Consider the following 14842-nt stretch of genomic DNA (forward strand, 5'->3'; position numbering starts at 1 on the left):
GAGTTGTCCTCTCCAGCCACCCCTTGGAGACAGCGTCGATGGAGATGCTCACCAGCACGGCCGTCCCGTCCGCGGACTCGTTCCGCGCCAACGACGAGTCCCAGCGCGCGCTCGTCGGGCAGCTGCGCGACCGGCTGCGCACCGCGGCGCTCGGCGGACCCGAGCGCTCGCGCGAGCGTCACGTGGCCCGCGGCAAGCTGCTCCCGCGCGAGCGGATCGACGTGCTGCTCGACGACGGCAGCCCGTTCCTCGAGGTCGCGCCGCTCGCCGCCTACGAGCTCTACGACGGCGAGGCGCCCGGCGCCGGGGTCATCGCGGGCATCGGCCTCGTGCACGGCCGGCACGTCATGGTGCTGTCCAACGACGCGACCGTGAAGGGCGGCACGTACTTCCCGCTGACGGTCAAGAAGCACCTGCGGGCGCAGGAGATCGCCCTGGAGAACCGGCTGCCCTGCCTCTACCTCGTCGACTCCGGCGGTGCGTTCCTGCCCAAGCAGGACGAGGTGTTCCCGGACCGCGACCACTTCGGGCGGATCTTCTTCAACCAGGCGCGGATGTCCGCCGCGGGGATCCCGCAGATCGCGTGCGTGATGGGCTCGTGCACCGCGGGCGGCGCGTACGTGCCTGCGATGAGCGACGAGACGGTCATCGTGCGCGACCAGGGGACGATCTTCCTGGGCGGCCCGCCGCTGGTGAAGGCGGCGACCGGCGAGGTCGTGACCGCCGAGGAGCTCGGCGGCGGCGAGCTGCACGCGCGTACGTCCGGCGTCACCGACCACCTCGCGGAGAACGACGCGCACGCGCTGCAGATCGTCCGCGACATCGTCGCGACCCTGCCCGCGCCGCGCGGCACCGCGTGGGACGTCCACGAGAGCCGGCCGCCCGCCGCGGCCGAGGACGAGCTGTACGGCGTGGTCCCCACCGACCTGCTCACCCCGTACGACGTGCGCGAGGTCATCGCGCGGCTCGTCGACGGCAGCGAGCTGCACGAGTTCAAGCGCGAGTACGGCACCACGCTGGTCACCGGGTTCGCGCGGCTGCACGGGCACCCCGTCGGGATCGTCGCGAACAACGGGGTGCTGTTCGCCGAGTCCGCGCTCAAGGGTGCGCACTTCGTCGAGCTGTGCGACCAGCGCGGCATCCCGCTCGTGTTCCTGCAGAACGTCAACGGCTTCATGGTCGGCCGCGACTACGAGGCGGGCGGCATCGCGAAGCACGGCGCCAAGATGGTCACGGCGGTCGCGACGACGCGCGTGCCCAAGCTGACCGTGGTGATCGGCGGCTCGTTCGGCGCCGGCAACTACTCGATGTGCGGGCGGGCGTACTCGCCGCGGTTCCTGTGGATGTGGCCCGCGAGCCGGATCTCGGTGATGGGCGGACCGCAGGCGGCCTCCGTGCTGGCCACCGTCCGCCGCGAGCAGCTCGGCGACGGCTGGAGCGCCGAGGACGAGGAGGCGTTCAAGGCGCCGCTGCGCGAGCAGTACGAGACGCAGGGCAGCCCCTACTACGCGACTGCGCGCCTGTGGGACGACGGGATCATCGACCCCGCCGACACCCGACGTGTGCTCGGCATGGCCCTCGACGTGTGCGCCACGGTGCCGCTCGGCGAGCCGCGCCTCGGCCTGTTCCGGATGTGAGCGCGATGTTCGAGGCCGTGCTCGTGGCGAACCGCGGGGAGATCGCCGTCCGCGTGATCGCGACCCTGCACCGGCTCGGGATACGCGCGGTCGCCGTCTACACGGACGCGGACCGCGGCGCGCTGCACGTCGCGCGCGCGGACGCCGCAGTCCGGATCGAGAGCTACCTGTCGATCGACGAGGTCGTGCGTGCCACCTCCGCGTCGGGCGCGCAGGCCATCCACCCCGGGTACGGCTTCCTGTCGGAGAACGCGGACCTGGCCCGCGCGTGCGAGGCCGCGGGCATCGCGTTCGTCGGCCCCGGGGTCAAGGCCCTCGAGGTCATGGGCGACAAGGTCCGCGCCAAGGAGCACGTCGCGGCGGCGGGGGTGCCCGTCATCCCCGGCGTCGCGCTGACCGGCGTGCGGGACGACGAGGCCGCCGATCGGCTCGGCTACCCGCTGCTGGTCAAGCCGTCCGCCGGTGGCGGCGGCAAGGGCATGGTCGTCGTCGACTCCGCGGCCGGCCTGGCCGCCGCGCTCGCGGGCGCCCGGCGCGTGGCCGCGGCCGCGTTCGGCGACGACACCCTCCTCCTCGAGCGCCTGGTCCGGACACCGCGACACATCGAGGTCCAGCTGCTGGCCGACGAGCACGAGCACGTCGTCCACCTCGGGGAGCGCGAGTGCTCGCTGCAGCGCCGGCACCAGAAGGTGATCGAGGAGGCGCCGTCGCCGCTGCTCGACGAGGCCACCCGCGCCCGGATCGGGGCCGCGGCCTGCGACGTCGCGCGCAGCGTGGGCTACTTGGGCGCGGGGACGGTCGAGTTCCTGGTGTCCGACGAGGCGCCCACGGAGTTCTTCTTCATGGAGATGAACACGCGCCTGCAGGTCGAGCACGCGGTCACCGAGCTGGTCACGGGGCTGGACCTGGTCGAGTGGCAGCTGCGCGTCGCCGCAGGGGAGCGCCTGACGATCGCCCAGGAGCACGCCGTCCTGACCGGCCATGCGGTCGAGGCGCGCGTGTACGCGGAGGACCCGGCGCGCGAGTTCCTGCCGTCAGCCGGCCGGGTGCTCCTGCTCGAGGAGCCGTCGGGGGAGGGCATCCGGGTCGACAGCGGGCTCGTCGAGGGCCTGACGATCGGGTCGGTGTACGACCCCATGCTCGCGAAGGTCGTCGCCTGGGCGCCCACCCGGGCCGAGGCGATCGCGCGGCTGGACCGCGCGTTGGCGTGCACGACCGTGCTCGGCGTCCGGACCAACGTCGACTTCCTGCGCCAGGTGCTCGCGGACGACGACGTCCGCACGGGCCGGCTCGACACCGGGCTGCTCGGCCGCCTGATCCCGCAGCTCGCGCCGCGCACCCCACCTGTGGCGGCGTACGCCGCGGCGGTCCTCGCCCGACGGGAGTCCGGTCGCGGACCGTGGCAATCCGATGGCTGGCGCGTGGGCGAACCGAGCCCGGTCCGGTACGACGTGGGCGGCGTCGAGGTCGCGGTGCTGGGTGATCAGGTCACCGTCGGCGACCACCCGCCCGTCCGCGCGGTCGTCGGCGGTCCCGGCCTGGTCGAGGTCGACGGCGTCGTGCACCGGACGAGCGTCGCCACCAACGGGGACGTCACCTGGGTCGGCGAGCGGGGCGCGGCGTTCGAGCTGCGCGTCCGGAGCCGCATCGAGCGCCTGGCCGACGAGCTCTCGGCTCGCACGCGCGGCGCGCGCCCCGTCGACCCGGAGGTCCGCTCCCCGATGCCCGGCACCGTGGTCTCGATCGAGGTGGAGTCCGGCGACGAGGTCGTCGTCGGCCAGGTCCTGCTGACGATCGAGGCCATGAAGATGGAGCACCGGATCGCCGCGCCCAGCGCCGGCGTCGTCACGCTCTCGGTCCGACCGGCCGAGCAGGTGGCCCTCGACCGCGTGGTCGCCACCATCACGTCCACCCCCCCACGAAGGGATCCGGCATGAGCCTGCGACTGACTCCTGAGCAGCAGCGACTGAGCGACGAGGTGCGCGACTTCGCCGACACCGTCGTCGCCCCCGCGGCGTACAAGTACGACACGCTGCGCGAGCTGCCCTACGAGATCATCGGCCAGATGGGCGAGATGGGGCTGTTCGGCCTGCCCTTCCCGCGCGAGTACGGCGGCCAGGGACGCGACTACGTCGACCTGTGCCTCGCCGTCGAGCAGCTCGCGCGCGTCGACCAGTCCATCGCGGTGACCCTCGAGGCGGGCGTGGGGCTGGGCGCGATGCCGGTGTTCCGGGACGGGACCGAGGCGCAGAAGCAGGAGTGGCTGCCGATGCTCACGGCGGGGACCGCGCTCGCGGGCTTCGGGCTGACGGAGGCCGACGCGGGCTCGGACGCCGCGGGCACGCGGACCACGGCGGTGCTCGACGACGGGCAGTGGGTCATCAACGGCACCAAGCAGTTCATCACCAACTCGGGCTCGAAGATCACGCGCCTGGTGACCATCACGGCGGTGACCGGCGAGAGCGTGCGTGCCGACGGGTCCGTGAAGAAGGAGCTCACCGCGATCCTCGTCCCGAGCGGGACGCCCGGCTTCACGGTCCTGCCCGCCTACGACAAGGTCGGCTGGCACACCTCGGACACCCACCCGCTGCGCTTCGAGGACGTGCGCGTGCCGGAGGCTAATCTGCTGGGGGAGCGGGGGCGCGGCTTCGCGTCGTTCATCCGGACGCTCGACGAGGGCCGGGTGGCGTTCGCCGCGCTGGGTGCGGGCGCCGCGCAGGGGTGCCTGGAGGAGGCGGTGCGCTACGCCAAGAGCCGGAACGTGTTCGGCCACCCGATCGGCGAGAACCAGCACATCGCGTTCACCATCGCCCGGATGCAGACCCGCGTGCACGCCGCTCGCCTGGCCTGGTTCGACGCCGCGACCCGGCTGGCGGCGGGCCGGCCGTTCAAGCTCGAGGCCAGCCTGGCCAAGCTGATCGCGAGCGAGGCCGCGATGGACAACGCGCGCGACGCGACGCAGATCTTCGGCGGCTACGGGCTGATGAACGAGAACCCCGTGGCCCGGCACTACCGCGACTCGAAGATCCTCGAGATCGGCGAGGGGACCACCGAGATCCAGCTCATGGTCATCGCCCGCGAGCTCGGGTTCGCGGGGGCATCGGGGGCACCGCGATGACTCGCGACGTCGTGCAGCGCGGGCTGTACTACGAGGAGATCGAGCCGGACGTCCGCTACCTGCACCGCCCCGGGCGCACGCTGACCGAGGCCGACAACGTCCTGTTCAGCACGTTGACGATGAACGGCCAGGCGCTGCACCTCGACGCGGCCTGGTCCGCCGACCAGCCGTTCGGGCAGCGGCTGGTGAACTCGATGATGACCCTGGCCGTCCTCGTCGGCAGCTCGGTCGACCAGCTGACCCAGGGCACGATCGTCGCCAACCTCGGATTCACCGACGTGCGCTTTCCGCACCCGCTGTTCCACGGCGACACGCTCTACGCCGAGACGGTCGTCACCGCGAAGCGCCTCTCGGTCTCGCGGCCCGGCCAGGGCGTGGTCACGCTCGAGCACACCGGCCGCAACCAGGACGACGTCGTGGTCGCCACCGCCACCCGGTCGGTGCTGTTCTGGTGCCGGGACGCCGCGCCGTGACGGGCTTGTCGATGGGCCCGGCGATCCTGTTCTGCCCGGCCGACCGGCCCGACCGCTACGCGAAGGCCGCGGCGCGGGCCGATGCCGTGATCCTCGATCTCGAGGACGCGGTGTCGCCCGACGCGAAGCCTGCGGCCCGGCGCTGCCTGGTCGAGACGCCCCTGGACCCCGCGCGCACGATCGTCCGCCTGAACCCCGCGGGCACCGACGACCTCGCCGAGGACCTCCACGCGCTCGCCGCGACGCCCTACCGCACGGTGATGCTGGCCAAGACCGCCGCCGCGTCCGACGTCCGCACGCTGGCCCACTACGACGTGGTCGCGCTGGTCGAGACGGCCGCCGGCGTCGTGAACGCCTCGTCGATCGCTGCGGCGCCGAACGTCGTCGCCCTGATGTGGGGAGCCGACGACCTCGTCGCGTCACTCGGCGGGACCTCGAGCCGGGGACCGGACGGCGCGTACCGGGCGGTGGCGACGCACGCGCGCTCGACGGTGCTGCTGGCGGCGGGCGCGGTCGGCAAGACCGCGATCGACGCGGTCCACCTGGACCTCGACGACCTGGACGGGCTCGCCGCCGAGGTCGCCGACGCCGCGGCCAGCGGGTTCGGCGCGACGGCCTGCGTCCACCCGGCGCAGGTGCCGGTAGTCCGGGCCGCGTACCGCCCGTCCGACGCCCAGGTGCGGTGGGCGCGCGACGTGCTCGCGGCCGCCGTCGGCCAGCGCGGGGCGTTTCGCTGGGAGGGGTCGATGGTCGACGGCCCGATCCTGCGGCACGCCGAGCACGTGCTGGCGCGCGCGGCGAGCCGCTGAGCTACGCGGACCCGCGCCAGACGACCGGCGTCTCCAGGACGATGCCGTCCACCTCGGGCTCGGAGCCGGCCACCTGCCGCAGCACCGACTCGGCCGCGCGCTGGCCCAGGCCCGCGGCCGGCTGGTGCACGGTCGAGAGCGGTGGCTGGCAGCGGGTGGCCCAGGCGCTGTCGTCGAACCCGACGACGCCGACGTCCTCGGGCACCGAGCGGCCCGCCTCGCGCAGGGCCTCCAGCGCCCCCGCGGCGACCGCGTCCGAGGCCGCGAAGACGCCGTCGACGAGCGGCTCGCGCGCGAGCAGCGCGCGCATGCCCTCGAGCCCCGCGCCGTAGGAGTACAGCGGCACGCGCTCGACGAGAGACGGGTCGAACCCGTCGCCCAGGGCCTCGGTGAAGCCGGCGAGGCGGTCCGCGCCCGAGTCGCGGTCCAGGGCCGCGGCGATCATGCCGACCCGCGAGCGCCCGGTCTCCAGGAGACGCGACGTGATGGTGCGGGCCGAGCCGCGGTTGTCGATGCCGACGAACGCGGCCGTCCCGAGGTCGGGCGGGTGGCCGACGAAGGCGGCGGGCAGCGAGAGGCGCTCGACGACCCGGGTGATGGGGTCGTCCTGGCGGGCCGAGACGATGATGACGCCGTCGACGAAGCCGCCGCTGAGGTAGCGCGCAACGCGCTCGGTGTCGCGGTCGGAGTCCACGATCAGGCAGACCATCTGGTAGTCCGAGGCCGACAGCGCGGTGTTGGCGCCGAGCAGGATCTCGCCGATGTTGGGATCCTCGAGGAACAGCGAGTGCGGCTCGTGGACGATGAAGCCCACCGCCTGCGATCGCTGCATGACCAGCGTGCGGGCCGCGGTGTTCGGGACGTAGCCGACCCTCTTGATAGCCGCCTCGATGGCCTCGCGCGCGGTGGCCGAGACGTAGCCGTCCCCGTTGATGACGCGGCCGACCGTGCCGCGCGAGACGCCGGCCTCTGTGGCGACGTCGTGGACCGTGGCGCGGCGTCGTCGGCTCGGGGGAGAGGTCACGATCAGGACTCTATCGTCGCGACCCGTTGACGAGCCGGGACCGCCCATGCCAATGTGTGCACGTACACACAAACCCCGGCGCTTCTCAGCTCGGTGCAATGTGTGCACGTGCACACACGCAAAGGAGCGGGTAGACGATGGAGTCACGGGCACAGCGGCGCAACGCCGTGCCGCACGGCCACGGGTTCGTCCACGAGGGCATCGCCTTCGGCTGCGACTACAACCCCGAGCAGTGGGACGAGTCCGTCTGGGTCGAGGACGTCGCGCTCATGCAGGCCGCCCGGATCGACCTCGTCGCCATCAACATCTTCGGCTGGTCGCACCTGCAGCGGCCCGACGGCGCGATCGACTTCTCCGGCCTCGACACGGTCGTCGGGCTCCTGCACGACGCGGGCATCCGCATCAACCTCGGCACCGGGACGGCCTCGCCGCCGCCTTGGCTCACGACGCGGCACCCGGAGATCCTGCCGGTGGCCGAGGACGGCACCACGCGGTTCCCGGGCGGCCGGCAGGCCTGGTGCCCGAGCTCGCCTGTGTTCCGGCGCTACGCCCTCGACCTCGTCGAGCAGGTCGCGGCCCGGTACGGCGACCACCCCGCCGTGGCCGTCTGGCACGTCTCCAACGAGCTGGGCTGCCACAACGCGCTGTGCTACTGCGACGAGAGCGCGGCCGCGTTCCGCCGCTGGCTCGAGGCGCGGTACGGCACGATCGAGCGCCTGAACGCGGCGTGGGGCACCACGTTCTGGAGCCAGCGCTACTACGGCTGGGACGAGATCGGCACGCCGCGGCTCACGCTCTCGACGCGCAACCCGGGCCAGGTGCTCGACTTCCAGCGCTTCAGCTCGGACGAGGTGCTCGGCCACTACCTGGCCGAGGCCGCGACGATCCGCCGGCACAGCCGCGTCGCGGTGACGACCAACTTCATGGTCACCGCGCACATCCGCAACCTCGACTACTGGGACTGGGCCGGCCACGTCGACGTCGTCGCGAACGACCACTACCTCGACCACCGCCTCGCAGACCCCACGGCCGAGCTCGCGTTCGCCGCCGACTCGACCCGCGGGCTCGCGCAGGGCGCGCCGTGGCTGCTCATGGAGCACTCGACGGGCGCGGTGAACTGGCAGCCGCTCAACCTGGCCAAGGGACCGGGTGAGATGGTCCGCAACTCGCTGACCCACGTCGCGCGCGGCGCCGACGGCGTCTGCTTCTTCCAGTGGCGTGCCTCGCAGCAGGGCTCGGAGAAGTTCCACTCCGCGCTCGTGCCGCACGCCGGCACGGACAGCGCGAGCTGGCGCGAGGTCGTCGCGCTCGGCGACCTCGTCGACCGCCTCGGCGAGGTCGCCGGGACGCGCGTGGAGGCCGACGTCGCGCTCGTCTTCTCCTGGGACAACTGGTGGGCCGCCGAGGCGGAGATGCGCCCGAGCCACGACGTCACCTACCTCGACCAGGTGCACGCGCTCTACGGCGCGCTGCACGCGGCCGGCGTGACCGTGGACGTGGTGCGGCCCGGCGCGGATCTGTCCGGCTACCGCGTCGTCGTCGTGCCCGGCCTGTACCTCGTCTCGGACGCCGCTGCCACGGTGCTCGACGACTACGTCCAGTGCGGCGGCACCGCGCTGGTCACCTTCTTCAGCGGCATCGTCGACGAGGACGACCGCGTGCGGCTCGGCGGCTACCCCGGGGCGTTCCGCGACCTGCTCGGCGTCCGGGTCGAGGAGTTCGCCCCCCTGCGGGCCGACGAGTCCGTCGCGCTCTCGTCGGGCGCGACGGCACGCCTGTGGACCGAGCGGCTCACGACGACGACGGCCACGGCGGTCGACGCCTTCGTCGACGGCCCCGCGAGCGGCGTCGCCGCCGTCACCAGGAACGCGCGGGGCCGGGGGACCGCCTGGTACCTGGCCACGACGCTCGACACCAAGAGCCTGGGCGGGCTCGTCGAGCGCGTGCTCGCCGAGGCCGGCGTCGACCGCCACCCGGCCGGCGGCAACGGGCTGGACGTCGTGCGCCGCAGCGCCGCCGACCGGTCCTACCTCTTCCTCATCAACCACCGCACGGACGACGTCGACGTGGACGTCGTCGGGCACGAGCTGGTCACCGGCACCTGGGCGGACGCCTCGGTCACCGTGCCCGCGGGTGCCGTGCGGATCATCCGAGAGAGGAGCGCGGCATGACCGCGACACTCACCACCCCCACCCCTGGGCGCACGGGCGGGCGCAAGCGCCGGACCAAGGTGCACCACAAGGGCGCGATCTTCGCGTTCGTCGTGCCGTTCGGCGTGCTGTTCGCCGCCTTCTACCTGGTCCCGATCGGCTACGCGATCGTCCAGTCGACGCTCGTCGTCGAGCGCGACGGCACGTTCGGCAAGGCCACCGAGGTCTTCGGCGGGCTGCAGCAGTACGCGCTGGTCTTCCAGAACGCGCCGTTCTGGCGCTCGGTCGGGCGGGTGCTGCTGTTCGGCGTCGTGCAGGTGCCCGTGATGCTCGGGCTCGCGCTGCTCTTCGCGCTCCTGCTCGACTCGCCGCTGGTCAAGGGCAAGAAGTTCTTCCGGCTCGCGTTCTTCGTGCCGTACGCGGTGCCCGGCGTCATCGCGGCGATCATGTGGGGCTTCCTGTTCTCGCCCGACCTGTCGCCGTTCACCGCGCTGACCCAGAACGTGCACTTCCTCTCGGCGGACCTCGTGCTGTGGTCCATCGCCAACGTCGTGACCTGGGTGTTCGTCGGTTACAACATGCTGATCATCTACTCCTCACTCCTGGCGATCCCCACCGAGGTGTACGAGGCGGCGCGGCTCGACGGCGCGAGCCAGGCGCGCATCGCGTGGTCGATCAAGATCCCGATGGTGCGGCCCGCGATCGTCCTGACGGCGATCTTCTCGATCATCGGCACGCTCCAGCTGCTCGCCGAGCCACAGGTGTTCCGGTCGTTCAGCTCGGCCGTGACCAGCACGTTCACGCCGAACATGACGGTCTACGCGACCTCGTCGATCCCGAACTTCAACCTCGCGGCCGCGTTCTCCGTCGTGCTCGCGCTGGCGACGTTCGTCCTGTCCTTCACGTTCCTGAAGTTCACGCAGCGAAAGGACGCGTCATGAGCGTCGCCACCGCCGAGCGGACCGCCGCGTCGTCCACCAGGCCGCGCGCGACGGGCGTGCGCGAGTCCCTGCTGTCCCGCACGGGCGCGATGCTCGTCATGGGGATCTTCACGGTCTACTTCCTCATCCCGATCTGGTGGCTCGTGGTCGCGTCCACGAAGTCGTCGGGCGACTTCCTCTCGTCGAACCCGCTGTGGTTCGGGGACCTCGACCTGGTCGGCAACCTCAAGGCCCTCTTCCAGTACCGCGACGGGCTCTACCTGCACTGGCTCGGCAACAGCGTCCTGTACGCCGGAGTGGGTTCGTTCGTCGCGACGCTCATCGCCGGCATGTGCGGCTACGCCCTGGCCAAGTACCGGTTCCCCGGGCGCGAGCTGCTGTTCAACGTGGTCCTCGGCGGCGTTCTCGTGCCGGCCACCGCGCTCGCGCTGCCGCTGTTCCTGCTGTTCAGCAAGGTGCACCTGACGAACACGTACTGGGCGGTGCTCCTGCCGAGCATCGTCAGCCCGTTCGGCGTGTACCTGGGACGGGTGTTCGCCGCGGCGAGCGTGCCCGACGAGCTCCTCGAGGCGAGCCGCATCGACGGCGCCGGCGAGGTGCGGACGTTCTTCACGGTCTCGGTCCGGCTGATGATGCCCGCCCTGGTCACGGTGTTCCTGTTTCAGTTCGTCGCGATCTGGAACAACTTCTTCCTCCCGCTGATCATGCTGCGCAGCGAGAAGCTCTTCCCGGTGACCTTCGGGCTCTACACGTGGAACTCCCAGCTCAACCAGTTCCCCGAGCTGCGCACCTTCGTTCTCGTCGGAGCGCTCGTCTCGATCGTGCCGCTCGTCGTCACCTTCCTCCTCCTGCAGCGCTTCTGGCGCACCGGTCTGGGTACCGGCTCGCTGAAGTGACCCCCTGACTGACCCACCCCCATGCCGTGCTGTCCGCACGGCACCACCCCCACCAGGAAATGGATCACCATGTTCACCAAGAGAGCGGCCACCGTTGCCCTGCTCGCTGCGGTCGCCCTGGCCGGTTGCTCGACCTCGGGCGGGAGCACCGAAGGCAGCACCGACGCCGCCGACGCGGGCGCCTGCGCGCCCTCGGGCGGCAACGTCACCCTGCAGTTCACGTCGTGGATCCCCGGCATCGAGGACGTCGTGAAGCTGTGGAACGACAAGAACCCGGACATCCAGGTCACGGTCCAGACCGGTCCCAACGGCAACTCGGGGACCTACCAGAACTTCTTCAACCAGCTCAAGGCCGGCAACGCGCCCGACCTCGGCCAGATCGAGTACGACGCCCTGCCGAACTTCCGCGTGCAGGACGGCCTCGAGGACCTGTCCGCGTGCAAGGACGTCGTCGCGGCCAAGGACTCGTTCGTCGACTGGACCTGGGGCCAGGTCACCCTCGGCACCGAGTCCTCCGTCTACGCCGTCCCTCAGGACTCGGGCCCGATGGCGCTGTTCTACCGCTCGGACCTGTTCAAGAAGAACGACATCGCCGTGCCGACCACCTGGGCCGAGTACAAGGACGCCGCCAAGAAGATCCGCGCGCTGGGCGGCTACATCACCAACTTCTCGCAGTCGGACATCAACCAGTTCGCGGGCTTCGTGTGGCAGGCCGGCGGCAGCTGGTTCGCCAACGACGGCGACGACTGGACCGTCGACATGACGTCGGGCGCCTCCAAGCAGGTCGCCGACTACTGGCAGGACCTCATCGACGAGGACCTCGTCTCGACCTACCCGGCGTGGACCGACGAGTGGAACAACGCCTACAACTCGAGCAAGGTCTGGACCTGGAACTCGGCCGTGTGGGGTGCCAACTCGATCGCGAGCGGCGCGCCGGACACCTCCGGCAAGTGGTCGGTTGCCGACGCCCCGCAGTGGAACGCCGGCGACAAGGCGTCGGGCAACTGGGGCGGCTCGTCGACCGCGGTGCTCAAGGGCAGCAAGCACGTCTACGAGGCCGCGAAGTTCGCGCTGTGGCTCAACACGTCCGACGAGGCGCTGACCGCGCTGAACAAGGCGGCGAACCTCTACCCCGCCACGAAGGCCGGCCTCGAGCTGCCGGTGCTCAAGGAGGGCGTCGAGTTCTACGGCGGCCAGCCGATCTACGACGTGTTCGCCAAGGCCTCCGGCGAGGTCAACCCCGACTTCGTGTGGGGCCCGACCATGACGCAGACCTACGCTGACGTGTCCGACGGCTTCAAGTCCGCCGCCAGCGGCAAGGGCACCCTGCTCGACGCGCTGACGTCCGGGCAGCAGTCGACGATTGACACCATGAAGGCCCAGTCGATCCCGGTGAAGGGCTGACCAAGTTGCTCCACCACCTCCGTGCCGCGGGCGTCAGCGTTCTCCTCGACGCCCGCGGCACGGGCGTGCCCCGCGTCGTGCACTGGGGTCGTGACCTCGGCGACCTGACCGACGAGGACCTCGCGGCGCTCGCGGACGCGACGGTGCCCGCGGTGCCGCCCAGCTCGGTCGACCACCCGTTGCGGGTCTCGCTCGTACCTGGGCTCGCCGAGGGCTGGAGCGGGCGGCCCACCGTGGCCGTGCACCGCCCAGGCGGGCCGCTCGACCTCGACCTGCGTTCCGCGGGCGGCCTCGCGAGCCGGGACGAGGCGGCCGGCGTGGCCGTCGAGACCGAGGTCGAGCTGACCCCGCAGGGCGTGCTGCGTCTGCGGCAGTCCGTCCGCAACGAGGGGTCGACGCCGCTCGCGGTCGATGCGGCAGCCGTCGTCGTCCCCGTCCCGGACCGGGCCCGCGAGGTGCTCGACTTCTCCGGCCTGTGGAGCCACGAGCGCCGCCCGCAGCGGCACCTGCCCCCGCACGGCGTCTGGTCGCGCGAGTCGCGGCACGGGCGGCCGGGGCACGACGACGCGTTCCTGCTGACCGTCGGCGTCCCCGGGTTCGGCTTCCGGCACGGCGAGGTCTGGGCGGCGCACGTCGCGTGGAGCGGCGACTCGGTGTCCTGGCTGGAGCGCTCGTCGCTGGGGGTGTCCCTCCTCGGCGGCGGCGAGCTGCTCGCGCCCGGCGAGGTCACGCTCGCGCCGGGGGAGACGTACACGGGGCCGTGGACGGTGCTCGTCTGGTCGGACGCTGGCCTCGACGGGCTGTCCGATCGGCTGCACCCGTGGATCCGGTCCTGGTCGACCATCGGCCGGCCGCGCCCCCTCGTGCTCAACACGTGGGAGGCCGTGTACTTCGACCACTCGCTCGAGCGCCTCGAGCCGCTGGTCGACGCCGCCGCCGCGGTCGGCGTCGAGCGGTTCGTGCTCGACGACGGCTGGTTCCGCGGCCGCGACGACGACACCCGGGCGCTGGGGGACTGGTTCGTCGACCTCGCGAAGTGGCCCGACGGCCTGACCCCTCTGATCGACCGGGTCACCGGCGCGGGGATGGAGTTCGGCCTGTGGGTCGAGCCGGAGATGGTCAACCCCGACTCCGACCTCGCCCGCTCGCACCCGCAGTGGCTCGTCGGCGCCGGGACGTGGCGCCACCAGCGCGTGCTCGACCTGACGCAGCCGGCCGCGTACGCCCACGTGCGCGACCGGCTCGACGCGCTGCTCACCGAGTACCCGATCGCCTACCTCAAGTGGGACCACAACCGCGACCTGCTCGCGTCCGCCGCGCACGGGCAGACAATCGCGCTGTACGCGCTGCTCGCCGAGCTGCGGGCCGACCACCCGTCCGTCGAGATCGAGTCGTGCGCGTCCGGCGGCGGGCGGATCGACCTGGGCATCCTGCCGCTCGTCGACCGGGTGTGGACGAGCGACACGAACGACCCGCTCGAGCGGCAGTCGATCCAGCGCTGGACGGGGCTCGTGATCCCGCCCGAGTACCTGGGCAGCCATCTCGGCGCGGCGCGTGCGCACACGACCGGGCGGACGGCCGCGCTGTCGTTCCGGCTGGTCACGGCCCTGTTCGGGCACGCCGGGATCGAGTGGGACCTCACGCGTGCGTCGGCCGACGAGCTCGCGGCGGTCACCCGGTGGACCGCGCTGTACCGCTCCTCGCGCGCGCTGCTGCACGGCGGCGTCGTCGTCCGCGGGGACGCGAGCGACCCCGCGTGGCTCACGCACGGCGTCGTGGCGACCGACCGGTCCGAGGCGTTGTTCGCCGTGGTCGCGCTCGGCACCGCGCAGGGCGCTTTGCCGCCGGTGATCCGGCTGCCCGGCCTCGATCCGTCGCGGACCTATCGCGTGAGCGTGGTCGACGTGGGCGCGGAGCCGACGTTCGTCCAGCCGCAGGCGCCTCCGTGGTGGCCCGGAACGACGCTGCCGGGCCGCGTGCTCGCGGAGGTCGGGCTCGCGGCTCCGCTGCTCGCGCCGGAGAACGCGGTGCTGCTGCGGTGCGAAGCTGTCTGACTAGCCTGCGATCTGCTTCCGCGCGACCGCCACCACCTTGCCCAGGTTCACAGTCCACCCGACCCCGAACACGCGCGGGTTGATCACGTGCGAGGACTCGGGGTCCCACAAGCGTTCCTTGAGCCGCGCGACGGTCGGGATCCGGAAGTCGTAGGGCACGAAGCCGACGACCGTGCCGTGCCACTCGCGCTCGTCGGCCGGGGTGCGCACCTCCTTGACCACGGCGGCGACCGCGAGGCCGAGTGTGACCAGCCGGATGAGTCGCTGGATGTCGCGCGGGCCCTTGGCGTGCTTGGCTGACGTCATCTCGGCTCCCTGGGTCGGCTGTGGTGTTCC

The 14842-nt window shown here is 72.1% G+C and carries 12 protein-coding genes; 10 read left to right on the forward strand and 2 right to left on the reverse strand.

The annotated features are described in order from the left end of the window. The first annotated feature begins 38 nt into the window (after positions 1 to 38). Genes EDF34_RS08215 through EDF34_RS08235 form a run of 5 tightly spaced genes read left to right on the forward strand, consistent with a single transcriptional unit; the run spans position 39 to position 6037 of the window. On the forward strand, positions 39 to 1637 hold the full coding sequence (locus EDF34_RS08215; protein ID WP_123370892.1) for a carboxyl transferase domain-containing protein: 1599 nt from the start codon (positions 39 to 41) through the stop codon (positions 1635 to 1637). A gap of 5 nt (positions 1638 to 1642) precedes the next feature. After that, complete coding sequence (locus EDF34_RS08220) at positions 1643 to 3574, forward strand: biotin carboxylase N-terminal domain-containing protein (protein WP_123370893.1); 1932 nt, start codon at positions 1643 to 1645, stop codon at positions 3572 to 3574. Then, positions 3571 to 4755 carry an acyl-CoA dehydrogenase family protein gene (locus EDF34_RS08225; protein WP_123370894.1) on the forward strand — a complete coding sequence of 395 codons (1185 nt, stop codon included), beginning with the start codon at positions 3571 to 3573 and terminating at the stop codon, positions 4753 to 4755. Before EDF34_RS08220 ends, EDF34_RS08225 begins: the two co-directional genes overlap by 4 nt. Continuing rightward, positions 4752 to 5228 (forward strand): MaoC family dehydratase, encoded by a 477-nt coding sequence (locus tag EDF34_RS08230; RefSeq protein ID WP_123370895.1) that lies wholly within the window; start codon positions 4752 to 4754, stop codon positions 5226 to 5228. Before EDF34_RS08225 ends, EDF34_RS08230 begins: the two co-directional genes overlap by 4 nt. 11 nt (positions 5229 to 5239) lie before the next feature. Further along, complete coding sequence (locus tag EDF34_RS08235; RefSeq protein ID WP_123371262.1) at positions 5240 to 6037, forward strand: CoA ester lyase; 798 nt, start codon at positions 5240 to 5242, stop codon at positions 6035 to 6037. Between the two features lies 1 nt (position 6038). Here EDF34_RS08235 and EDF34_RS08240 read toward each other — a convergent pair whose 3' ends face one another. Beyond that, positions 6039 to 7061: a LacI family DNA-binding transcriptional regulator gene (locus EDF34_RS08240; RefSeq protein ID WP_233575275.1), complete on the reverse strand. Its 1023-nt coding sequence runs from the start codon at positions 7059 to 7061 to the stop codon at positions 6039 to 6041. Between the two features lie 137 nt (positions 7062 to 7198). Here EDF34_RS08240 and EDF34_RS08245 point away from each other — a divergent pair, with 137 nt between their 5' ends. The 5 genes from EDF34_RS08245 to EDF34_RS08265 all read left to right on the forward strand — a co-directional run bounded on the left by EDF34_RS08245 (position 7199) and on the right by EDF34_RS08265 (position 14506). Continuing rightward, a complete protein-coding gene (locus EDF34_RS08245; RefSeq protein WP_123370897.1) occupies positions 7199 to 9232 on the forward strand; it encodes a beta-galactosidase in 2034 nt (677 codons plus the stop codon). Next, on the forward strand, positions 9229 to 10152 hold the full coding sequence (locus tag EDF34_RS08250; RefSeq protein ID WP_123370898.1) for a carbohydrate ABC transporter permease: 924 nt from the start codon (positions 9229 to 9231) through the stop codon (positions 10150 to 10152). Before EDF34_RS08245 ends, EDF34_RS08250 begins: the two co-directional genes overlap by 4 nt. Next, the gene (locus EDF34_RS08255; RefSeq protein WP_123370899.1) at positions 10149 to 11048 is read left to right on the forward strand and encodes a carbohydrate ABC transporter permease; all 900 of its coding nucleotides are present in this window, start codon (positions 10149 to 10151) and stop codon (positions 11046 to 11048) included. The genes EDF34_RS08250 and EDF34_RS08255 overlap by 4 nt, the downstream gene beginning before the upstream one ends. Positions 11049 to 11117: 69 nt before the next feature. Next, positions 11118 to 12452: an ABC transporter substrate-binding protein gene (locus tag EDF34_RS08260; protein ID WP_123370900.1), complete on the forward strand. Its 1335-nt coding sequence runs from the start codon at positions 11118 to 11120 to the stop codon at positions 12450 to 12452. Between the two features lie 5 nt (positions 12453 to 12457). Next, positions 12458 to 14506 (forward strand): alpha-galactosidase, encoded by a 2049-nt coding sequence (locus EDF34_RS08265; protein WP_199737736.1) that lies wholly within the window; start codon positions 12458 to 12460, stop codon positions 14504 to 14506. Here EDF34_RS08265 and EDF34_RS08270 read toward each other — a convergent pair whose 3' ends face one another. Further along, positions 14507 to 14812 carry a DUF5808 domain-containing protein gene (locus EDF34_RS08270; RefSeq protein WP_123370902.1) on the reverse strand — a complete coding sequence of 102 codons (306 nt, stop codon included), beginning with the start codon at positions 14810 to 14812 and terminating at the stop codon, positions 14507 to 14509. It lies immediately after the preceding gene. Positions 14813 to 14842: the final 30 nt, after the last annotated feature.

This window comes from Cellulomonas sp. PhB150, from assembly GCF_003755175.1.
Taxonomy (GTDB): domain Bacteria; phylum Actinomycetota; class Actinomycetes; order Actinomycetales; family Cellulomonadaceae; genus Cellulomonas.